Below are 18337 nucleotides of genomic sequence, written 5' to 3'. Positions count from 1 at the left end.
CGGCTGCCCCTCGTTGAACCCCTGTCTAGCTTGGGCTAAAGGCTGGCCGCGTATTTTTCTCAGGGTGGTTGATTAATCGACGCTGATTTTTCCGCAGCCGGGCTTCTGGATGGTCTTCAGCATCTCGCGCTGCAACTCACCGATCGCCCAGGCCGCCGCTACAACGGCCACGTCGCGGCACATGGCGCCCTTCACGTCGAAGCCTTCAACGCTGATGCCTTCCTTGGTGATGGTCACGCGCCCGAATTTACGGATCTTCAACTCATCGTCAGTTGCGTACATGCTGCCCTCCAGGGCGGTTGATTTCCCAGATACCACTCATGGAATGGCACCTGGTGAAATCCCGGCCTCGCTACTGGCGACAGGCCGGGGTATTGCGTCAGCGATGTCATAGCCATTTTCCCGCCGCTGATTGCAGGTCAGGCTTCGTCGTCGGTGTGGGCTTCGAGCTTCCTCCTCATGGCGGCAATCAGTGCCTATTCGCCATGGATCGCAGGTCCTTACAACATGCACGCTGCAGCTCTGTGTGCCCGGGTGATTAGGGCAGGGTGCATGAGGTCCGGCGCCCCTCAATGCCGAAGCTCGGGGCGCTAATTCAAATCGGTGTTTCTCCCTTCTGCCGCCGGGATCGCGGGGCGCATTGCTTGCCGGGTCGTTCGCGCGGTTCGAGCCTTTCGCTCTCGATCAGCCGTACAGGTTGTTCCTGTCGTGGGCGGGCTATCTGACCCGTCTGATCGCCGGTCGCCGGTAGAGGCAATGCGGTCTGTTGGTGTTTCGGTGTTGCGCTGGCTTGTTAAAGAGCGGTCGGCTTGAGGGCCTGTCGAGGGGCTGTGTGGCGCCTCGATGGAATGAACGATAAGCCAATGCCTAACTCTTGTAAATAGGTAATGCCTAACTTTTTTCATGGGTGCCTAATCCGCTCTCCGGGCTTGCATCGTTCGATAGCTCGGGTAAGCTCTGCCTAATACTGGATGTATGTACAGTCAACGGAGGAAGGTATGGCCAAGCAGAAGAATTCGACCCCACAAGCGCGCCAAGAGATGACCGCCCTTGAGCGGCTGGGCCTGCGGGTTTCGTCGATGATCAACCACCCGATCGCGCAGTCGCAGCGCTGGGTGACAATCCATCGCCTGGACACGGACGGAGACATGGAATGGGAGGAGGTGATGGGGCTGCTGGCCGAGACGCCAGAGCTGGGCCTAACGTTCAACGACGATGGGAGCGTGACGGTTCGGTGGGAGCCGCAGAGCGCAGACGATTGCGATGATCTGGTTGCGGATAGGGCTTGGGAGGAGGAAAGGCTGGAGGAAGAGGCGCCTTTCTGACAGCTGTAAAAAAGCCCGCGCTTGGCGGGCTTTATCGGGCCAGATGCGGTTAGCCCTCTGCAGGTTTTTCTTTCGGTTCTGGCTCCAAAGACTTCTTCATTGCGCTCACGGTCGTTTGTGTGAGCCCCTTGTCAGGGCCAAAAGCAGATTTTACGGCATCATCGGCGGCCACCATTTTTTTGACTTTATCGGTGCTGCCCTCAATTGCCTCTAGCTGCTTGTGAAGCACCTCAAGCAATTCGTTGCTGGCGCGCTTGTACCTTTTCAGTGCCCAGTCCAGAGCTACAGACGAGTCGGCCTCATCAAGCTCCTTTTTTGCAGCATCAGTTGACTCCCTAGCATTGCTCTCATCCATCATGAGGCGGGTGTCAGCTTCAGCCGCACGCACGATGGCCTTGCACTGCTCAATGAAAGCAATCGCCAGGTCGCGATCAGATGGCGCGTAATTCCACTGGCGAGCCTCAAGGCCTGATATCGACTGATCAAGCGACTCCATAACTGAAGTGGAGCGCTTGAAGTATTCGGCAAAGGTGATCCCGTCCTCTTTCCGAGCGTTCAACTGGCGCTCTGTCTGCGTAGAAGATTGCTGGATGGACTGGACGGCCGCAGTCGTTTCCAAGCCACTCTGATATTTGTTCCAGCCAAACCAACCACCACCTGCGATCAAAACGGCGAGCACGCCTGCGATTACTGCTTTCATCCAAAAAAACTCTGCCCGTGAATTAAGTCGCCATCCTACCACTCTGGCCATCCGCCATCACGCAGGCATGAAAAAGCCCGCCGAAGCGGGCTCTGTAAGTGATAGCTAAAGCAGAAATTGTAAGTTAGGCAGCCATCGCCTTGATGTCATGCACAAGCTGGGACGCCGTCTTGAAAACCAGAACGCTTGCGCTTTCAGCCAGCGCGGATGCTGCCTTCCCCAGGTCTTGCGGATTGGCAGATTCCAAGATAACCAGCCGTCGCGCCTGTGGCGATGCATTCTTGAGATCAACCATTTTCCCAAGGGTGCTGTATACCGAAAGCCAGTGTGGCTTGTCGTCCTGGGCGCTCACCGTCTGGATTATTTGTGGATTCCCAGATTCAACATCGAGCGCGAACTGGAACTTCAGACTGTGGCCGCTAGCTCCCTGGACCTCGAAGTCACGCTTGACCCTCTTTGGGAATCCCGCGCGGAGCGCTTTCGAGACAATTCGCTCAAACTTCGAAATAGGAACCGGGCGCCAAGCATCACAAGCTTGGCTTATCTGGCTGGCAGCCTCGATGAACCTGGCCATGTAGTAGGGGACATCTTGCTGGGAGCAGGATGCGTGTAGCTCTCCGCTGTCCGAAAGCGCAACATGACAATCCGCCGCAATCGCTGCCAGCTTGGCTGCTTTGTTTGCATTGGGGCTTACGCCCATTGTCATGGCGTGGAAAAGGGTGTCGGCGTTATCCGTAATGCGTACCCGACCCTGGCCTATGTCTTGGACATAGGCACCGATCAAGGTTCCGTCGAACGATAGGGAAATCGGGCTTTCCAGGTAGACGAGACCGCTGTTGATATGCGTGCACGTCAAGCCGAAAGCCTCACTCATCTGTGTGCAGTTCATATCAACCTCATTTGCGGTTCATCGTCGTCCGTCGGCAGATTCAGGGGCGGCGCCCCAGTGATATTGGCACGAGCAAGAAAGACCTGCCACAGACTTGAGACGGGCTGCGCTTCCAAGGGCTCGCTGTAGCCATAGGAGGCTTCCGCTACCGGGATGTGCATGTGAGGGTGAGAGACTTTCTTCATGAAATGCTCCCTCCCTATGCCCACCTTGTTCATGTGGTTTGCTTGGCCGTTCTCGTCTACGCCAAAAACTCTTGCGTTGTTGACGAGCAAAGTCATGTAGACCTTGTCCGGAACGTCTTGGATCAAGCTCGCTTTGTAGTCGAGCTGCAAAAATAAGCCTTCTGGCCGGATGCTTCCAACCCGAAGCGCTGTTCTGAATTTGAATGTTGCTGGCCACAGATTTACAGACGTGCGCACCCACTCAATCGAATCGCCGGCGTCCCAATGCTTCTCTGCTTCAAGGCCGGCCATGGCCTCCTCGTAGGATATTTTTGATGGCTTAGCCATTCATGTACTGCTCCGCGTAAGCATTCCTTGGCCCTCATGCGGGCAAGCCATTTCAAGGCTGAGTTCTGTCAGCCGTCCTTTTGTCGCGCGATCTGTCCCACCTTTACCTCATCCCCATACCCCTCCAACCGATCCTCCCCAGCCCGGCGGATCCTCACTCTGGCACCTCGCAAGGTGTCTTTACCCGGACAATTAGCCCCAGGTGGGTTTCCTCTGCATATCCGGCAAGCCTTTCCTCGGCGTCCTGAAAGGACCGGCACATCCTCAGTACGGCTTGAGCATCTGGGTCATTCCCGGACAGGCTGATGCGCTCAGCAATCCGTTTCAGCTCGACCGCCGACCATTTCAGGTCAGAGGCCAGGCCCTGGAGGTCGCGGCGTAGTTCTTGGTTGGGCTTGGTTAGGGGCATGGCTATACCAGATGTGCGTTCCAGACCAGCAGCACCCTGGCCTGGATGTAGGTCATGTCCCGTCGGATCAGTCGATCCTTGTGCCGCGGGTTGTCCGAAATCATCTCGTAGTGCTCCTCATCAGCCACCTGCAGGCGCTTGATGTAGAGCAGGTCATCCCAGACGAATAGGTAAACCCCATCCCCCACGAAGTCCCGGACGTTGATGTTCACGATCAGCGGGTCGCGGTGCTTGATGGTGGGCTCCATCGACTGGCCCCAGCCTGTGACCACCTTCAGGTGGTAATGCTCTTCGAACTCGACGCCGATTTCCCGCAGGTGACTGGGGCTGACGCGAATGTCCTTGAGCATTTCCGGGTAATCGTGCGGGAGCTGGCCGCCACCCATTGCAGCGCGGATATCGTAGTGGGCGATCCGGACTTCATCTCCGACCAGGCCAGGGCGGGTGAAGTCTACGGTAATCACATTTCCCTCATCGGTCGCTTCGGCGGCTGCAATTAACTGCGCGCGCGCAGAATCCGACAAGTTCTTGCCTTGCTTGGCGAGCATGGCGCGAACCATGTCGGCAGCTGAGGTTGGCGCCGGCTCTGCGACAGGCTCCGAAGTGACGTCCTGGATGCTCTCGTAGGAGAAGCCAGGGCGCAGCCCCCAGTGCTCAGGGCCCACCACGTCAGAAAAGTAAGCGATCACGTCCATCAGCTTGGACTTATCGATCCGGCCGTTTTTCACCCAGCCCTGTACCGACGGAGGCTTCACCTGGAAGTCGTCTGCGAGCTGTTTCTTGGATACGCCTTTGGCGATCCGCGCAGCATCAATGGCTGCACCTAATTCTGGTCCGGTAAGCATTGCCTAATTAGGCCTATCGCCAGCGCGGTTAGGCAATGGCTTGTACGAAATAAGGTAATGCCTTATATTCATCGGTAAATCTCCAGGAGAGAACTCATGAAATCAGCAGAAGCAGCCAAAGAAGCATCCCGCGTGCTGGGCAGCCAGGCGGAATTGGCGCGCCGGCTGAATGTTGCGGCACCAACCGTCAACCAATGGTGTTCAGGAGAGCGCACGGTCCCAGCCAAGCGCGCGCTACAGATTGAGGCGCTTACGAATGGCGCTGTGAATCGTGCCGACCTGTGTCCTTCGTTCCCGTGGAGCCAGATCGACAGCAATCCGACCCACGCGCTTTCCGCCGCTTAATCACTTTCAACCACAAAGGAACCAACCGTGTCGTACTTCGACCCCGACCACCTGCACAACAAGCCCACCAAGGTTCGCTTGGATGAGGCTGCCGACGATCTGCTCTCGGCCATGGCTCGATTCAAGCGCACCCAAAAGGCCGTTCTCGCCAGGGAAATTCTGGAGCGCGGTCTCGACCAGATGATGCAAGAGCTTAACGCGAAGACTGACGTGGCCTGAAGTGGCCGAGGAGGCCCTGTGCCAGAAAGCAAAGAGCTGGGAATCCAGCTCGACGGGAAGGGCAATTCGGATCTGGCGTATCTCGCCAGGCAGAAGGGCTTAACCCCTGAGCAACTGGCGGCACGAATCATCAATGAGGCTCTCGACCGCATGACGAGAACAGAGCCTGGCCGAAGCAACGTTCGGTCGTTTCGCAAGGGCTAATAAGCCCCTGAGGGACTCATGAGGAACTGCCGTTGAAAGAACTATCACCCAAAACGCAGACGCAAAAAAACCGGGTGGCCGCCCGGTTTCTTGTACTGCATTCGTAACGCTTGTGTGAGGTCATCATATATGCATCAGACCATCCAAAGCAATACCGTGGCTCTCGCGCCACAAAATGCGAACCACGATTTCGTGGCGCGGACAGTAAATCTGTTCAATTTCGAGGGGTTCGACGTTCGCGTCGTGCTGGTTGATGGTGAACCATGGTTCTCCGCCAGCGACGTTGCCGCGCGCCTTGGCTACGCGAATCCTCAGAAAGCAGTGCGCGACCATTGCAAAAGCCCGCGCCCGGTGGGGGTGAACGATTCGTTCACCCTTGGGCCTTCGGCAAACATCATCCCTGAACGTGACGTTTACCGGCTGGTCATGCGCTCCAAGATGCCTCAGGCCGAGCGCTTCGAGGAATGGGTGGTTGGCGAGGTTCTGCCCAGCATTCGCAAAACCGGTGGCTACAGCGCGCCGGCCAAGCCAGCCGACCTCAGCAAGCTGGAAATCCTCCAGATGGCCCTGGAGTCGGAGAAAGCCCGCGTCCTGCTCACCGTCCAAGTCGAGGCTCAGGCCAAGAAGATCGACCACCTGGAGAACCTGTTCAAAGAGGGCATGAGCCACGTCCAGTTCTGCAAGGGCCTGAATGGGGTCAACGTGATGCAGGTTGGCCACTTCCTCGAAGGGCGCAACTGGCTCTACAACGAGAGCAAGTCCGGCACCCGGTACCGCGTCGCCGCCTACGCCCGCGACAAGTACATGACCGAGCACCAGCAGGAGATCACCCCGCACGGGAAAGAGGCGTTCATCAGCTATACGCCGATCCTGCTGCGCAAGGGCGCCGCACGCCTGTACGAGCTCTACCTGGCCGGCGAGCTGCCCATGAAGAAGAACTGGGACGGCCTGCACACCCACGACAAGGCTGTGCGGGGTGCAGCATGACTCCTGAGGATATCCAAAAAATTCGCCAGATTTTCGAAAGCATCTGCGCAGAAAAGATGGAGTTCTTGCATCGAGCGCACAGGGCCGAGAGGGCATCGGTTATCTGGAAAGCTTTTGCGCTCACAGGCTGGTCGATTTTAGGAATGTCTCTGTTGCTTGGAGTACTGCCATGAGCATGGAATTGATGGTCAAGGCCATGAAGACCAAGGTCGGCAATCCGCTGCGCAAGCTGGTGCTCATCAAGCTGGCCGACAACGCGAGCGACCAGGGCGAGTGCTGGCCGTCGTATCAACACATCGCCGACCAGTGCGAGATCGACCGGAGCACCGTTCGCAAGCATATCAAGCACTTGGAGGCTCAAGGCTTGGTGCGTATCGAAAACCGCGAAGGGCCGAAGGGAAACAGCTCGAACCTGTACCGCATAACCCTGTGCCGACCTGTAGGCCCAAACAGCACCCCTGTAGGCCCAGAAAGCACAGGTGTAGGCCCACAGCCTACAGGGGGTGTAGGCCCAGAAAGCACCAGAACCAGTCACTCTTTTGAATCAGTCACTGAACCAGTAGAGCAGACGGTCGCTGCCGCTCCCTCGGCGAAGAAGAAGGCTCCGAAGTTTGATCCGATAACCTGCAAGCCAACCAACGTCAGCGAGCAGACCTGGGCCGACTGGTGCCAGCACCGCAAAGAGATCCGCAAGCCACTGACCGCCACCACCTGCGAGAAGCAGGCCAAGACGCTGGCCGGCCACCACGCGCCCGACGCTGTGATCAACCAGTCGATCAGCAACGGCTGGACCGGCCTGTTCCCGGAGAAGGTGTTGCCAGGTACTCAGGCGAACGGCAGTAGCCGCCACCACGGCTTCAACGACAAGGACTACACCAGCGGCCTCAAGCGCCGGGAGGATGGCAGCTATGCGCTCTGAGAAAGTCACCCCGATCAACCAGTCATCCCTTGTTGATCGCATCCAGCCAGCCGAGTGCGAGAAGCACGGCGCCTTCGAGCAGAAGGTAACCATGCTGCTGGGCAAGGCTCTGCGCAGCCACTGCCCTGAATGCGCTCGCATTGCCAAGGAAGAGCGAGAGGCCCGCGCAGAGGCCGAGCAGGCCCTGAACGTGCGCCTGGCGATCTCCCGCAAGCTGGGAGACTCGCTGATCCCGAAACGCTTCGCGGATCGCTCCCTGGCGAACTACAGGGCAGAACACAAGGGCCAGGCCGAGGCGCTGCGCTTCTGCCGGCACTACGTGAAGACCTTCGACCAGATCGCCGAGAACGGGCGCTGCATGGTGCTGCTGGGCAAGCCAGGCACCGGCAAGACCCACCTGGGCGCCGGCATGGCCAACGACTTGATGCGCAACACCTCGCACTCGGCCGTGTACCGCACTGTCGGCTCGATCCTGCAGGCGATCCGTGCGACCTACGACCGTTCCAGCGAGGCGACCGAGGCAAGCATCCTCGCCAGCCTGATCGAGCCATCCCTTCTGGTACTGGACGAGGTAGGCGTGAGCAAGGAGCAGCCGAGCGACTTCGAGCTGACCACCCTGTTCGCGATCATCAACGGCCGTTATGAGCAGGTGAAGCCCACGGTGGTCATTTCCAACCTGGACGGCAGCCAGCTGCCAATGGCCATGGGCGAGCGCTGCGTCGATCGCCTGCGCGAGGGCGGAATGATCGTTGTCCCGTTCGAGTGGGAATCGCACCGCGGCAAGGAGGCCATCTGATGCGCGCTCTCAAGGAGTTCATCTGGGCGGCGGCCATGGTCTCGGCTCTTCTGGCTGGCTACTGGTTCGCAACGGATATGGGCCGAACCTTTGCCCTGGTCTGCGTGCGTATCGTTGGCGAGCAGCGCGGGCTGGAAGCGGCGCTTGAGGAGTGCAAATGACCCCTGCACAAGAAATCACAGTCGCCCAGCTCAAGAGCCAGGGCTTTGCGCAGATCGTGGAAGGCCGGGAAATCGTCCGCATGACCAAGGGCGCCGACCGTCGCGTCGTCATGGCCGATGGCAGCCAGAAGCGTGGGTATCACGTTGAATTTGAGCGCGCCGGGCAGCCGGCCGGGGAGGGGGTGTGATGCGTACCTATCTGAAAGCTGTGCTGATGATCGTCCTAGCTCCGTCGGTGATCGTTCTGGGTTCCGTGATGGCCTATCTGTGGTGCGAGTTCGCCATGTCGCTGGATCTACCAAAGCCTGTGCGCTTCGGGATCTATATCACGCCGGTGGTGCTGCTCGCCGCGATCCCGGTCACCTGGGTGCTGAACCGGATTGAGGGGCGCAAGTGATGACCATGACAGATCGAGAAATGCTGGAGCTGGCCGCAAAGGCTGCTGGCTACGTTGTGCGCTGGTACGACGACAGTCTGGCTTACGGGCCGACCTTCGGGATTGAGGTGGAGCCTGGCAACCCATCCGGGTTCGAGCCTTGGAGCCCTCTTGAAAACGACGGCGATGCGCTGCGCCTCGCTGCGGATCTCTGCATAAACATCGAATGGTTCCCCGGGCAGAAGTTTGTTCAGGCCTGCCGGTTCGGGATTGGCGAGATTATCGGATGGGTTGATGAGCGTGGAAGGTCTGGATCGCTTCGGCGAGCAATCACCGTAGCTGCCGCAAAGATCGGCAAAGCCATGCAGGAGAAGCACTGATGGGCACCAACAAGATGCGCGAGCAGTTCGAACAGTGGGAGTGTGATGCTCCCCAGGGCCCGCAGACCGACCCAATGTGGCTCATTTACGACGCGGGGTCGAACACCTACGGTCTCGACAAAATCCAGGATCGGTGGGAGGTGTGGCAGGCCTCCCGCGAAACAGTTGTGGTTGAGCTGCCAAAGCCTCACTACGAGTTTGAAGGAGATGAAGCGCCAGAAATGTTCGCTTCGCAGGTTGTCGCCGCAATCAAGGCTCAAGGCCTGAAGGTGGCGCCATGACCGAAAAGATCAGCGTCAACAGCCAGGCCAAGCTTTCCGAGGCCGTGACCATGCTCACCCGCCTGTTCCGCGAGAAGAAGTTCGTCGTGGTCACCATGCGCCCTGGCAAAGACCGCACCCTGGACCAGAACGCCCTGTGGTTCGCCATGTACGACCGCGTCGCCAAGAGCACCGAGATGGGCGACATCGAGGATGTCCGCCGGTACTGCAAGCTGCACTTCGGCGTGCCGATCATGCGTGCCGGCTGTGCCGAGTTCCGCGCCGGCTGGGCGGAGTCGTTCATCCACCTGCCGTATGAGGTGAAGCTTCGCCTGATGGGGCCGTGCGCGATGTTCGGGCCGGATGGCTTCCCGGTGACCCGGCTGTTCGACCGGGCCCAGGGCTGCGAGTACACAGACCGCATCGTGGCCGAGTTCGCGCCGCAGGGCGTGGTGTTCAGCGACCTGCTGAGCGAGGAGGCGGTATGAATAGCCAGGAAGCAAATCTCAAGCGGAACAAGGACCAAGGCATTTTCGCAGCTCCCGGCTGGCGAGGGCTGTATGGCCATGGCCTGACGCGGCGCGGGGTGCAGTGCGTGGTTCTCGCCGCAACAGGAAAGAGTGGAAAGCAGATCGCTCGTGAGCTCGGCATTTCGCCGGGAACGGTCACCAGCAGGATGGCGGACGCCCGCCTGCACCTGGGAGCCTCCAACCGTACAGAATTGGTCGCTAAGGCAGTGGCGGCAGGAATCATCTACGCATCGGAGGCCGAGCCATGCGCGTAGTCAGCAAGAAGGTGCGCGAGAGCGCCCGCGGCCAGGACTGCACGGTCAATGATCAGGAAGAAAGATGGCGTCCGGTTCTGGGCTTTGTAGGCCTCTACGAGGTTAGCAACCTGGGCCGCGTCCGCTCGATCAGCAGATACGTGAAGTTCGGTCGTGGCGAAAAGTTGATTGAAGGCCGGATCCTAGCTCAAAGCATGAGCGCAGGGTATCCAGCGGTTTGCCTCTGCGATGGTCCCGATCAATCCAAAAGGAACATCCACCGGCTGGTCGCAGAGGCTTTCGTTCCAGGTGAGGGTGAGGTTGTCAGGCACCTTGACGGGGATCAAATGAACTCAAGGGCTGAGAACTTGGCCTGGGGCTCTCACAAAGACAATGAGGCAGACAAGGTTAGGCACGGCACAAAGCTTGAGGGGGTATCCCACCCGAACGCCAAGGTAACGCCGGATCAGGTTCGTCAGATCCGCAGGCTTTACGCTCAAAAGAACTCCCAGCTGGATATCGCCAGAGTGACAGGAGTTAACCGCGGCACTGTTGGAAAGATCGTTCGCGGAGAAGCGTGGGGGAGCGTCGTATGAAAATCGCCAGCAAGAAAATCAGAGAAAGCGCTAGGGGACAGGATTGTACGGTCAGGTTGATAGGCACCTGCAACTTCAACCCGGAAACCACCGTGCTGGCCCACCTGCCGTGCGGGCAGAAGGGCATGGGCATGAAGGGCTTCGACACCGTGGCCGTCTACGCCTGCAGCGCGTGCCACGACGTGCTCGACGGCCGCGGGAAGGGAGAGGTGGACTGGTCCGACATGCCTCGGGCAATCGCTGAGACTCATGAGGCCCTGATTCGGGCCGGCATTTTGACCATCAAGGGGGCCGCATGACGGAACTGACACTGCCGTGGCCACCGGCCGCATGCAGCCCGAACGCACGGGTGCACTGGACCAGAAAGAGCAAGGCGGCCAAGTCCTACCGGGCAGCCTGCCACCTGCTGGCGAAGCAGTCCGGCATCCAGGCGCCGGAAGGTGATGCACTGCTCATGCTTGAGTTCGTGCCACCAGATCGCCGCCGGCGTGACGACGACAACCTGCTGGCGATGTTCAAGGCTGGCCGTGACGGCCTGGCTGATGCACTGGGCATCGACGACAACGTGTTCGCAACGCAGATCAGGGTGAGCAAGGAAACGACCAAGGGCGGCGCCGTGCGCGTCCGTATCCAGCCGCGGGAGAAAGCAGCATGACACCAGCATGGGGATTCCTGATTTTGGCCGCCCTCATGGTGGTGGGTGGTGTTGCGTTGTCCTGGGCTGGCGCAGTGCGCCGCAAGAGGTATGCAGAAGAGTTCCTGGTGCGCCGGGCGGAGAAGAGGGCAAAGGCATGCAACTGAACAGCGCGCGTCAGGCGTGGCACGACTGCCTGTACACGGCCTGGGATAGCCAGGGTTCATTCATCGAACAGCTCGGCCTGCTGGGCACCATGGTGCAGACCACGGAGAAGCAGCGCAAGGCGAGCCATGCGGTGCACCAGGCCCTGGCCGGTGGTGTGCAATCGGCGATCGACAAGCTGAAGCCGCACGTCAAGGCATTCGGACACTTCATGTACGCACCGCGCCTAGACGTGGATGACAAGGAAACGGCGGAGGAGGTCGTATTCCTCATGGTGCAGCAGCGCTCTCCACGCATGACCGCTGTCAAGCGCGATAAGCTGGAGTACGTGGTGAAGGGGGTCATGGCCCGGTACCGGTACATGCACCAAGGCGGACAGTCGGCCAACGACGATCCGCTGGAGTCGCCAGAGGGTTTCCGTGCATGGATGGTGGCGCACTACGACGTGAAGCTTGAGTCGACCAACTGGGAGAGGGATTGGGCCGGATTCGTCCGCCTGGCCTTCGATTGCTGTGAGGATCTGGACAAGGAGGCACTCAGCCCGGTTGCCGCCGCAATCTACGAAATGAAAAGGGCCGCTTGAGGCCCTATTGCGTTCCCGTTCGGCTGGTGATACCGTATCGCCATTGTTACAGTTTTGCCTTCGGCAAACACCAATCAAAAGCCCGGCCAAGTGCTGGGCTTTTTTGTGCTCGCAAGAAACGCAATTGCAGCCGGGGCAGGCCCTCATGGGACAGCCTGGACACTGCTAGCCGGTAGTGTGGTGATACGGAAAACACCGGCAGCCCGCGCATCCATTCCCTCACTGTGCTGATGGATGGCGCGAGACTTGACCGGCGAGACTGGTGCATCAGGGTGCCAGCGCTGGAAGGGTCTTCGGCGGACAGGTGGGGAAAGACCCACGCAAAGCGGGTAGCGCAGGTCGCTAGACAGCCCTCCAAGCTGACGATCGGGGTTCGATTCCCCGTATCCGCTCCAATTTCGTTATGTGCTGCTCCGCACGTTTGCCCTGGCCCTCTATAGGGCCTCAACCGGGCCTTTTATTCCAAGGACACCCCTTATGGCCGAACCAACAAGCGCCGCTGCCAGCGTAGTGCTGGGCAAGTACGGGTTGGTGATGGCTGCATTCATCGGCTCGATCCTCTCACTGGGATTCCTGAAGGACCTAACCCGATTCCAGGCCGCCACTGCGGTCGCCACCGGATTCGGCTTCTCGGTCTACCTGACCCAGCCCGTTACCGCCTGGCTCGCACCAAAGCTGGAGCTTGCGGTTACTGATGACCTGCTGTGCGGGGTAGCGTTCGTGCTTGGCCTTACCGCCATGAACATCATCCCCGCGATCAAGGCTGCCATGGGGTCGTTCGTCACGGCGCGAGGTGCCTGATATGAACAACATCCTGGTTTCAGTGCTGACGGCCCTGGACGTGTTCCTGTGCGTCATGGTCGTGCTCGCTGCCTGCGATTACCTGCGCAAGGTCCGCCCAGTGGATCAGCCACTGCTGAGCATCGCCTTCTACCTGGTGGCCATCGGTGGGTTCGGCGCATTCGTCACCGCCTTGCAAGGTCATTGGGTCAACCCCTTCGGTGTGGTGCTGCATGCCGGGGTAGTTGCTTATGCCTGGGCCCGCCGCGGCCACGTCTTCACATAAGCCGCGCCACAAATTCGACATGCGCCGTTTCGTGGCGCGAGGAGTCCTCATGCCTGCGCCGTCCACGTTCCACCACGCAGGAGACGGCCGTGGCCCGCGGCGGGTATTCGTCAATGGGATAGAGGTAGAGCGCGCTATCTGGTGCGACACCGCTGCCGGGGTGTGCGTCTATGCGCCTTTGCCGATCAAGCCGAAGCGGCCGGCATGTGAAGAGGTCTACACCCGCAGGCTGCGCGGGATCGTCACGGTGCGGCAGGCATGAACCGGCCAATGCCGCCGGCCGACCTGCTCGAATCGCCATTCCTGATCCTCAGGCCTGCTCCAGAACTGTGGGAGTGGGTACAGCGAGAGATCCTTGCCACCACTGGCAGCATCCACAACGAAGAGCATGCCCATCTGATCGATGCGAGCATCGGTGTCATGTGGGCGTCTTCCAGTTTCGCGAAGAAGGGCAGGTCGGTGCTGGGGCAGGCTGAGCAACTGATGATCCGGGCTGGTGGATGGCAGAAGGCAAGACAAGAGCAGCAGATGCGGGACTGGTTCGGCGAAGAGCCTGAGTTCCTCATTACCCTGGCTGGTGACTACTGCGCCCAGTGTACCGAGGCCGAGTTCTGCGCCCTGGTCGAGCACGAGCTCTATCACATCGGCCACAAGGTCGATAAGTACGGCGCACCGGCATTCGGTGATGACGGCATGCCCAAGCTTGAGATGCGTGGCCATGACGTCGAAGAGTTCGTCGGGGTGGTTCGCCGGTACGGCCCGAGCCACGACGTACAGCAGCTGATCGACGCTGCAAGCCGGCCGCCCGAGGTGGCCAAGATCAACATTTCGAGGGCCTGCGGAACCTGTCTGCTCAAGTTGGCCTGATGTGAGACAGGCATGAGACGGAATCCAATCTATGGCAGCCCTGAAAAGCGATGTGAAAGCCTTCATCGTTCAGGCTTTGGCGTGCTTCGATACGCCTACCCAGGTCTCACAAGCCGTTAAGCAAGAATTCAACATCGACGTGACCCGGCAGCAGGTGGAGCAGCACGACCCAACCAAGCGTGCTGGGGCCAACCTGGCAGCCAAGTGGCGGATCCTGTTCGAAGACACCCGCAAGCGCTTCCGTGAGGAAACGGCGGAGATCCCCATTGCCAACCGCGCTTTCCGCCTGCGCGGCCTTGGGCGAATGGCTGAGAAGGCTGAGACCATGCGCAACCTTGCGCTGACTGCCCAGCTGTACGAGCAGGCAGCCAAGGAATGCGGCGACATGTACGTCAACCGCAAGATCGAACCCGACAAGCCCCTGGGCTCCCAGGCGGATCAGCCGCACGCCGTTGCTGAGTACAAGCTGGAGCCAGACGAAGGTGTCCCGACTACCCCGTACCTATGACCCGCCGGTGAAGCTGACGCCGAAGCAGGCGAACATTTACGTCTGGGGCTTCCAGCCTGAGGCGCGCTTCCGTGATGCGGTATGCGGGCGTCGATTCGGCAAGACCTTCCTCGGTAAGGCTGAGATGCGCCGCGCGGCCCGGCTGGCTGCGGAGTGGGGCGTAAGTGTCGAGGACGAGATCTGGTATGGCGCGCCGACGTTCAAGCAGGCCAAACGGGTGTTCTGGCGCCGGCTGAAGCAAGCCATCCCCGAAGCGTGGCGCGCTACCCGGCCAAATGAGACTGAGTGCTCGATCACCCTCAAGTCCGGCCACATCATGCGCGTGGTCGGCCTGGACAACTACGATAACTTGCGGGGCTCCGGCCTGTTCTTTGTCCTGGTGGACGAATGGGCGGACTGCCCTTGGGCGGCCTGGGAAGAAGTGCTCAGGCCAATGCTCTCGACTTGTCAGTACACGATCCCCCAGACCGGGGAGTCGAGAAAGGGCGGGCATGCGCTGCGGATCGGCACGCCGAAAGGCTTCAATCACTGCTACGACACCTACCGTGACGGGCAGCCGGGCGGCGAGCCTGATCACAAGAGCTGGCAGTATACCTCGCTGCAGGGCGGTAACGTCCCGGCCGATGAGTTGGACGCCGCCCGGCGCAAGATGGACCCGCGCACGTTCCGCCAGGAATACGAGGCTGGGTTCGAGAACTACGCAGGGGTGGTCTACTACACCTTCGACCGAGCCGAGTGTCGTACGAGCGAGCGCATTAAGCCGGGCGAGGCCGTGCACATCGGCATGGACTTCAACGTCATGAAGATGGCCGCGGTCGTGTATGTGGTCCGGGACGGCCTGCCGCTGGCACTGGACGAGTTCCATTCGGTGCGGGATACGCCCGAGATGATCGAGAAGATTAAGGTACGCTTCTCCGGCCATAGCGTGTCCGTGTACCCCGACGCCAGCGGCCAGAACACCAGTAGCAAGAACGCCAGCGAATCGGACCTGTCCCTGCTCAAGAAGGCGGGCTTCACCGTGGTGGTCGACTCGCAGAACCCCGGCGTGAAAGACCGGATCAACGCGGTCAACTCCATGTTCCTCAACACCTACGGTGAGCGGCGCCTGAAGGTCAACATCGACCAATGCCCGCAGCTCACTCAGTGCCTGGAGCGGCAGACCTACACCGATAAGGGTGAGCCGGACAAGGACCCCAAGAAGGGGCACGACCACATGAACGACGCCGCGGGCTATTTCATCGCCAAGCGGTTCCCGATCAAGACTCAGTCCGCCGGCACCCGCCGCATCGGAGGTTTGGCGTAATGCCTGTTCAATCCACCAACCCAGACTACGACGCTCACATCGAAGAGTGGCGGATGATGGACGACGCCCTAGAGGGCGAGGGCGCCATCAAGCGCAACCCGCGGAACCTGCCCAAACCTAGCGGCATGGTCGAGGCCGAGAAGCTGGACGACCAGGGTAACGCCTACCTCTACCGCAACTACACTGACCGGGCCCAGTACGAACACTGGGTGCGCGATTCCCTGCGCTCGATGATGGGCTTGGTCTCGCGGCTAATTCCCGAGGTGACACTGCCCGCCGGGCTAAAGGGGCTGGAGGATAACGCTACGGCCGATGGCTTCGGCCTGACCCAGCTGTTCCTGCGGATCGTCCGCCAGACCATTTCCCATGGCCGGGTGCCGCTGGTGGTCAACATCGATGATGCTGGCCAGCCGTACTTCGCCACCTACGCGGTGCGCAATGCCATCAACTGGGACACCGCCGACCAAGGTGGTCGCCAGGACCTTGTACTGTCGGTGTTCCGCGAGTTCAGGCGAAAGGAGCAGGACCGTTACAGCCACGAGTGCGAGACGGTCTACCGCGAGTTCTACATGGACGGCGCGGTCTGCCGCACAGGCGTGCGCAATGAGGCCGGCGAGCTGATCGAAGATGACCGCCCGCTGGGCACTGTCGACGGCAGCAACAACCTGGTGCGCGGGCTGGACTACATCCCGGTCATTTACTGCGGCTCCACCGACAACTCGCCGGACGTGGACGAGATCCCGCTGCTGACCATGGCCCGCGCCGCGCTGAAGTCCTACCAGCTCAGCGCCGACTACTTCACCGCGCTGCACCAGACCAGCCACCCGCAGCCGTGGGTGTCCGGCCTGGACGAGAGCGTGGAGCTCAGTGTCACTGGCCCGTCGGCAGCCTGGGATCTCGGGCCGAACGGTCAATGCGGCTATCTGGAGTTCCAGGGAGCCGGCATTCAGGCCGTCCGCACGGCGATGGAAGACCAGAAGAACGCAGCCCTTGAGGCTGGCGCCAAGGTCATGGACGTGTCCGGCACGGAATCGGGCGAGGCCCGCAAGACCCGGCAGAATGACCAGCACGCCACATTGCACAGCATCGTCATCACCGCAGCTGCTGGCATTGAGCAGGCTCTGCGATACGCCGCTGAGTGGACTGGGTACAAACCGGATGAGGTTGTCTTCACGGTTAAGCCCGAGTTCGTGATCCCAGAGGTCGACGCTCAGGTGCTGGCCGAGCTGCAGAAGAGCGTCATGGCCGGCACCATCAGTGCCGAGACCTATTGGCAGTACCTCACTACCGGCAAGCTGCCTGAGCACCCCTACGGCAAAGAGGCCGAACTGATCGGCGACGACCACGGAGCGGGTGGCATCAACCTGGACAAAGACGATGGCGAGGAAACCGGAGCAAATGGCGGACGAGAAGCTGCTGGAGCAGGTGAGCCGCCACTCGGTGCTGCTTGAGCGGCTGAAGGCCGGCGAGGTCAAGAAGTTCGAGACCTACCTGCGCAGAGCTGATGCTCATGTCCGCGACCAGCTCACCCGCAAGGAGCTGACCACCTACAGTCGAGGCCGGCTTGAGGAGTTCCTTGGGCGGGTGGGTGGCAAGCTGCTGGAGATCTACACGGCCTTCAGCGATCGGATGCAGTCCGACTTGGTGGACATCGCGCAGTACGAGGCTGCGTTCGAGGGGCGCAGCCTGGCGAAGGCGCTGCTGATCGACGCGGTCATGCCGTCGGATTCCCTGATCCGGGCTGCGATCAACACGCAGCCCCTGCAGGTGGCTGGGGTGGACGGCGGCAAGCTGCTCAAGCCATTCCTGAACGGATGGACCCGCACTGAAGCGGACAGGGTCGCCAACGCCATCCGGATGGGTGTCGTGCAGGGCCAGACCAACGCCGAGATCACCCAGGCAATTCGCGGCACCGCGGCGCAGAATTTCACCGATGGCGTGCTGGCGGTCACGAACCGGAGCGCCCGGGCAGTCGTCCAGACCGCAGTCCAGCATGTGGCCACCACCGCTCGCATGGAAACGTTCAAGGCGAATGCTGAGGTAGTGCCTGGCTATCGGATCGTAGCCACCCTGGACCGGAAGACCAGCGTGCAGTGCAGGAGCCTGGATGGCAGGGAGTACGAGATGGGCAAGGGGCCAGTGCCGCCGCTCCACATCCACTGCCGGACCACCATCACACCGATTACCAGGTTGTCGGCGCTGTTCGGGCAAGGCGCTACGCGGGCAGCCGTCGGTGCAGGCGGTGGCGGGCAGGTCTCGGCAAGCCTGAGCTATTACCAGTGGCTCAAAACGCAGCCTGCGGCGTTCCAAGACGCTGCGCTGGGGCCGGTGCGCGGCAAGCTATTCCGCGAAGGCGGGCTGACTGCCGAGCGCTTCGCCGCGCTGCAGTTGGACAAGAACTTCAAGCCGCTGACGCTCGAGCAGCTCAAGGAGCTGGAGCCTCTGGCGTTCGTCCGAGCAGGTCTGTAAACAACTGGATGCACTGCTTGTCACCAGCTATAACATCTCCGTCTTGACGGAGAGAA

31 protein-coding genes and 1 tRNA gene are annotated in these 18337 nt (G+C 60.4%); 26 read left to right on the top strand and 6 right to left on the bottom strand.

The window, feature by feature from the left end; all coding sequences use genetic code 11:
- Positions 1–72 precede the first annotated feature (72 nt).
- On the bottom strand, positions 73–282 hold the full coding sequence (locus APH36_RS08910) for a hypothetical protein (protein ID WP_060498332.1): 210 nt from the start codon (positions 280–282) through the stop codon (positions 73–75).
- 716 nt (positions 283–998) lie between these two features.
- Between APH36_RS08910 and APH36_RS08905 the strand changes: the two genes are divergently transcribed.
- The gene (locus APH36_RS08905) at positions 999–1325 is read left to right on the top strand and encodes a DUF1654 domain-containing protein (protein WP_060498331.1); all 327 of its coding nucleotides are present in this window, start codon (positions 999–1001) and stop codon (positions 1323–1325) included.
- A 49-nt stretch (positions 1326–1374) separates the two neighbouring features.
- Here APH36_RS08905 and APH36_RS08900 read toward each other — a convergent pair whose 3' ends face one another.
- The 5 genes from APH36_RS08900 to APH36_RS08880 all read right to left on the bottom strand — a co-directional run bounded on the left by APH36_RS08900 (position 1375) and on the right by APH36_RS08880 (position 4680).
- Positions 1375–2025 carry a hypothetical protein gene (locus APH36_RS08900; protein ID WP_060498330.1) on the bottom strand — a complete coding sequence of 217 codons (651 nt, stop codon included), beginning with the start codon at positions 2023–2025 and terminating at the stop codon, positions 1375–1377.
- Positions 2026–2149: 124 nt separating this feature from the next.
- Positions 2150–2914: a DUF1828 domain-containing protein gene (locus APH36_RS08895; RefSeq protein ID WP_060498329.1), complete on the bottom strand. Its 765-nt coding sequence runs from the start codon at positions 2912–2914 to the stop codon at positions 2150–2152.
- Positions 2911–3426 carry a hypothetical protein gene (locus APH36_RS08890; RefSeq protein WP_060498328.1) on the bottom strand — a complete coding sequence of 172 codons (516 nt, stop codon included), beginning with the start codon at positions 3424–3426 and terminating at the stop codon, positions 2911–2913. The genes APH36_RS08895 and APH36_RS08890 overlap by 4 nt, the downstream gene beginning before the upstream one ends.
- A gap of 154 nt (positions 3427–3580) precedes the next feature.
- Positions 3581–3835, bottom strand: a complete 255-nt coding sequence (locus tag APH36_RS32605) for a hypothetical protein (protein ID WP_038409498.1) — start codon at positions 3833–3835, stop codon at positions 3581–3583.
- A 2-nt stretch (positions 3836–3837) separates the two neighbouring features.
- Positions 3838–4680, bottom strand: coding sequence for a S24 family peptidase (locus APH36_RS08880; protein WP_060498327.1), 843 nt, complete (start codon positions 4678–4680; stop codon positions 3838–3840).
- Positions 4681–4776: 96 nt separating this feature from the next.
- Between APH36_RS08880 and APH36_RS08875 the strand changes: the two genes are divergently transcribed.
- The 25 genes from APH36_RS08875 (at position 4777) to APH36_RS08760 (ending at position 18281) form a co-directional block, all read left to right on the top strand.
- Positions 4777–5025 carry a Cro/CI family transcriptional regulator gene (locus tag APH36_RS08875; protein WP_016486618.1) on the top strand — a complete coding sequence of 83 codons (249 nt, stop codon included), beginning with the start codon at positions 4777–4779 and terminating at the stop codon, positions 5023–5025.
- Between the two features lie 27 nt (positions 5026–5052).
- Positions 5053–5244: a hypothetical protein gene (locus tag APH36_RS08870; RefSeq protein ID WP_012053015.1), complete on the top strand. Its 192-nt coding sequence runs from the start codon at positions 5053–5055 to the stop codon at positions 5242–5244.
- A gap of 333 nt (positions 5245–5577) precedes the next feature.
- Positions 5578–6435 carry a BRO family protein gene (locus tag APH36_RS08860; protein WP_060498326.1) on the top strand — a complete coding sequence of 286 codons (858 nt, stop codon included), beginning with the start codon at positions 5578–5580 and terminating at the stop codon, positions 6433–6435.
- Positions 6436–6604: 169 nt separating this feature from the next.
- Positions 6605–7354 carry a helix-turn-helix domain-containing protein gene (locus tag APH36_RS08855; RefSeq protein ID WP_060498325.1) on the top strand — a complete coding sequence of 250 codons (750 nt, stop codon included), beginning with the start codon at positions 6605–6607 and terminating at the stop codon, positions 7352–7354.
- Entirely contained in the window at positions 7344–8150 is an 807-nt protein-coding gene (locus tag APH36_RS08850) for an ATP-binding protein (RefSeq protein ID WP_060498324.1), read from the top strand. The genes APH36_RS08855 and APH36_RS08850 overlap by 11 nt, the downstream gene beginning before the upstream one ends.
- On the top strand, positions 8150–8311 hold the full coding sequence (locus APH36_RS31580; protein WP_156342104.1) for a hypothetical protein: 162 nt from the start codon (positions 8150–8152) through the stop codon (positions 8309–8311). Before APH36_RS08850 ends, APH36_RS31580 begins: the two co-directional genes overlap by 1 nt.
- Positions 8308–8499 (top strand): hypothetical protein, encoded by a 192-nt coding sequence (locus APH36_RS08845; RefSeq protein WP_060498323.1) that lies wholly within the window; start codon positions 8308–8310, stop codon positions 8497–8499. The genes APH36_RS31580 and APH36_RS08845 overlap by 4 nt, the downstream gene beginning before the upstream one ends.
- A complete protein-coding gene (locus APH36_RS08840) occupies positions 8499–8708 on the top strand; it encodes a hypothetical protein (RefSeq protein WP_060498322.1) in 210 nt (69 codons plus the stop codon). The genes APH36_RS08845 and APH36_RS08840 overlap by 1 nt, the downstream gene beginning before the upstream one ends.
- Positions 8708–9067, top strand: coding sequence for a hypothetical protein (locus APH36_RS08835; RefSeq protein ID WP_060498321.1), 360 nt, complete (start codon positions 8708–8710; stop codon positions 9065–9067). Before APH36_RS08840 ends, APH36_RS08835 begins: the two co-directional genes overlap by 1 nt.
- A complete protein-coding gene (locus APH36_RS08830) occupies positions 9067–9348 on the top strand; it encodes a hypothetical protein (RefSeq protein ID WP_060498320.1) in 282 nt (93 codons plus the stop codon). Before APH36_RS08835 ends, APH36_RS08830 begins: the two co-directional genes overlap by 1 nt.
- A complete protein-coding gene (locus tag APH36_RS08825) occupies positions 9345–9815 on the top strand; it encodes a hypothetical protein (protein ID WP_060498319.1) in 471 nt (156 codons plus the stop codon). The genes APH36_RS08830 and APH36_RS08825 overlap by 4 nt, the downstream gene beginning before the upstream one ends.
- Entirely contained in the window at positions 9812–10111 is a 300-nt protein-coding gene (locus APH36_RS08820; protein WP_060498318.1) for a response regulator transcription factor, read from the top strand. The genes APH36_RS08825 and APH36_RS08820 overlap by 4 nt, the downstream gene beginning before the upstream one ends.
- Complete coding sequence (locus APH36_RS08815) at positions 10102–10686, top strand: NUMOD4 domain-containing protein (protein WP_060498317.1); 585 nt, start codon at positions 10102–10104, stop codon at positions 10684–10686. Before APH36_RS08820 ends, APH36_RS08815 begins: the two co-directional genes overlap by 10 nt.
- A complete protein-coding gene (locus APH36_RS08810) occupies positions 10683–10985 on the top strand; it encodes a nuclease domain-containing protein (protein ID WP_060498316.1) in 303 nt (100 codons plus the stop codon). The genes APH36_RS08815 and APH36_RS08810 overlap by 4 nt, the downstream gene beginning before the upstream one ends.
- On the top strand, positions 10982–11341 hold the full coding sequence (locus tag APH36_RS08805) for an endodeoxyribonuclease RusA (RefSeq protein ID WP_060498315.1): 360 nt from the start codon (positions 10982–10984) through the stop codon (positions 11339–11341). The genes APH36_RS08810 and APH36_RS08805 overlap by 4 nt, the downstream gene beginning before the upstream one ends.
- A 136-nt stretch (positions 11342–11477) precedes the next feature.
- A complete protein-coding gene (locus tag APH36_RS08800) occupies positions 11478–12068 on the top strand; it encodes a hypothetical protein (protein WP_060498314.1) in 591 nt (196 codons plus the stop codon).
- Between the two features lie 325 nt (positions 12069–12393).
- Positions 12394–12463 (top strand) — tRNA-OTHER (locus tag APH36_RS31575).
- An 82-nt stretch (positions 12464–12545) separates the two neighbouring features.
- On the top strand, positions 12546–12869 hold the full coding sequence (locus APH36_RS08795) for a hypothetical protein (RefSeq protein WP_012273046.1): 324 nt from the start codon (positions 12546–12548) through the stop codon (positions 12867–12869).
- A gap of 1 nt (position 12870) precedes the next feature.
- Positions 12871–13134, top strand: coding sequence for a hypothetical protein (locus tag APH36_RS08790; protein WP_060498313.1), 264 nt, complete (start codon positions 12871–12873; stop codon positions 13132–13134).
- Between the two features lie 49 nt (positions 13135–13183).
- Positions 13184–13396 carry a hypothetical protein gene (locus tag APH36_RS08785; RefSeq protein WP_060498312.1) on the top strand — a complete coding sequence of 71 codons (213 nt, stop codon included), beginning with the start codon at positions 13184–13186 and terminating at the stop codon, positions 13394–13396.
- On the top strand, positions 13393–14001 hold the full coding sequence (locus tag APH36_RS08780; RefSeq protein WP_256219150.1) for a putative metallopeptidase: 609 nt from the start codon (positions 13393–13395) through the stop codon (positions 13999–14001). The genes APH36_RS08785 and APH36_RS08780 overlap by 4 nt, the downstream gene beginning before the upstream one ends.
- Before the next feature lie 31 nt (positions 14002–14032).
- Positions 14033–14509, top strand: a complete 477-nt coding sequence (locus tag APH36_RS08775) for a DUF2280 domain-containing protein (RefSeq protein WP_060498310.1) — start codon at positions 14033–14035, stop codon at positions 14507–14509.
- Positions 14484–15812, top strand: coding sequence for a terminase (locus tag APH36_RS08770; protein ID WP_060498309.1), 1329 nt, complete (start codon positions 14484–14486; stop codon positions 15810–15812). Before APH36_RS08775 ends, APH36_RS08770 begins: the two co-directional genes overlap by 26 nt.
- Positions 15812–17263 (top strand): DUF4055 domain-containing protein, encoded by a 1452-nt coding sequence (locus tag APH36_RS08765; protein WP_060498308.1) that lies wholly within the window; start codon positions 15812–15814, stop codon positions 17261–17263. The genes APH36_RS08770 and APH36_RS08765 overlap by 1 nt, the downstream gene beginning before the upstream one ends.
- Entirely contained in the window at positions 17211–18281 is a 1071-nt protein-coding gene (locus tag APH36_RS08760) for a minor capsid protein (RefSeq protein WP_047934276.1), read from the top strand. Before APH36_RS08765 ends, APH36_RS08760 begins: the two co-directional genes overlap by 53 nt.
- Positions 18282–18337 lie beyond the last annotated feature (56 nt).

This window comes from Pseudomonas sp. NBRC 111133 (assembly GCF_001320605.1).
Lineage (GTDB): Bacteria > Pseudomonadota > Gammaproteobacteria > Pseudomonadales > Pseudomonadaceae > Aquipseudomonas > Aquipseudomonas monteilii.
Note: the sequence above shows the minus strand (reverse complement) of the source record. Positions and strands in the feature narration are given on the sequence as shown.

Coding starts and splice junctions, on each gene's coding strand:
- APH36_RS08910 (WP_060498332.1), bottom strand. CDS start 282: ATGTACGCAACTGACGATGAGTTGAAGATCCGTAAATTCGGGCGCGTG.
- APH36_RS08905 (WP_060498331.1), top strand. CDS start 999: ATGGCCAAGCAGAAGAATTCGACCCCACAAGCGCGCCAAGAGATGACC.
- APH36_RS08900 (WP_060498330.1), bottom strand. CDS start 2,025: ATGAAAGCAGTAATCGCAGGCGTGCTCGCCGTTTTGATCGCAGGTGGT.
- APH36_RS08895 (WP_060498329.1), bottom strand. CDS start 2,914: ATGAACTGCACACAGATGAGTGAGGCTTTCGGCTTGACGTGCACGCAT.
- APH36_RS08890 (WP_060498328.1), bottom strand. CDS start 3,426: ATGGCTAAGCCATCAAAAATATCCTACGAGGAGGCCATGGCCGGCCTT.
- APH36_RS32605 (WP_038409498.1), bottom strand. CDS start 3,835: ATGCCCCTAACCAAGCCCAACCAAGAACTACGCCGCGACCTCCAGGGC.
- APH36_RS08880 (WP_060498327.1), bottom strand. CDS start 4,680: ATGCTTACCGGACCAGAATTAGGTGCAGCCATTGATGCTGCGCGGATC.
- APH36_RS08875 (WP_016486618.1), top strand. CDS start 4,777: ATGAAATCAGCAGAAGCAGCCAAAGAAGCATCCCGCGTGCTGGGCAGC.
- APH36_RS08860 (WP_060498326.1), top strand. CDS start 5,578: ATGCATCAGACCATCCAAAGCAATACCGTGGCTCTCGCGCCACAAAAT.
- APH36_RS08855 (WP_060498325.1), top strand. CDS start 6,605: ATGAGCATGGAATTGATGGTCAAGGCCATGAAGACCAAGGTCGGCAAT.
- APH36_RS08850 (WP_060498324.1), top strand. CDS start 7,344: ATGCGCTCTGAGAAAGTCACCCCGATCAACCAGTCATCCCTTGTTGAT.
- APH36_RS31580 (WP_156342104.1), top strand. CDS start 8,150: ATGCGCGCTCTCAAGGAGTTCATCTGGGCGGCGGCCATGGTCTCGGCT.
- APH36_RS08845 (WP_060498323.1), top strand. CDS start 8,308: ATGACCCCTGCACAAGAAATCACAGTCGCCCAGCTCAAGAGCCAGGGC.
- APH36_RS08840 (WP_060498322.1), top strand. CDS start 8,499: ATGCGTACCTATCTGAAAGCTGTGCTGATGATCGTCCTAGCTCCGTCG.
- APH36_RS08835 (WP_060498321.1), top strand. CDS start 8,708: ATGACCATGACAGATCGAGAAATGCTGGAGCTGGCCGCAAAGGCTGCT.
- APH36_RS08830 (WP_060498320.1), top strand. CDS start 9,067: ATGGGCACCAACAAGATGCGCGAGCAGTTCGAACAGTGGGAGTGTGAT.
- APH36_RS08825 (WP_060498319.1), top strand. CDS start 9,345: ATGACCGAAAAGATCAGCGTCAACAGCCAGGCCAAGCTTTCCGAGGCC.
- APH36_RS08820 (WP_060498318.1), top strand. CDS start 9,812: ATGAATAGCCAGGAAGCAAATCTCAAGCGGAACAAGGACCAAGGCATT.
- APH36_RS08815 (WP_060498317.1), top strand. CDS start 10,102: ATGCGCGTAGTCAGCAAGAAGGTGCGCGAGAGCGCCCGCGGCCAGGAC.
- APH36_RS08810 (WP_060498316.1), top strand. CDS start 10,683: ATGAAAATCGCCAGCAAGAAAATCAGAGAAAGCGCTAGGGGACAGGAT.
- APH36_RS08805 (WP_060498315.1), top strand. CDS start 10,982: ATGACGGAACTGACACTGCCGTGGCCACCGGCCGCATGCAGCCCGAAC.
- APH36_RS08800 (WP_060498314.1), top strand. CDS start 11,478: ATGCAACTGAACAGCGCGCGTCAGGCGTGGCACGACTGCCTGTACACG.
- APH36_RS08795 (WP_012273046.1), top strand. CDS start 12,546: ATGGCCGAACCAACAAGCGCCGCTGCCAGCGTAGTGCTGGGCAAGTAC.
- APH36_RS08790 (WP_060498313.1), top strand. CDS start 12,871: ATGAACAACATCCTGGTTTCAGTGCTGACGGCCCTGGACGTGTTCCTG.
- APH36_RS08785 (WP_060498312.1), top strand. CDS start 13,184: ATGCCTGCGCCGTCCACGTTCCACCACGCAGGAGACGGCCGTGGCCCG.
- APH36_RS08780 (WP_256219150.1), top strand. CDS start 13,393: ATGAACCGGCCAATGCCGCCGGCCGACCTGCTCGAATCGCCATTCCTG.
- APH36_RS08775 (WP_060498310.1), top strand. CDS start 14,033: ATGGCAGCCCTGAAAAGCGATGTGAAAGCCTTCATCGTTCAGGCTTTG.
- APH36_RS08765 (WP_060498308.1), top strand. CDS start 15,812: ATGCCTGTTCAATCCACCAACCCAGACTACGACGCTCACATCGAAGAG.
- APH36_RS08760 (WP_047934276.1), top strand. CDS start 17,211: ATGGCGGACGAGAAGCTGCTGGAGCAGGTGAGCCGCCACTCGGTGCTG.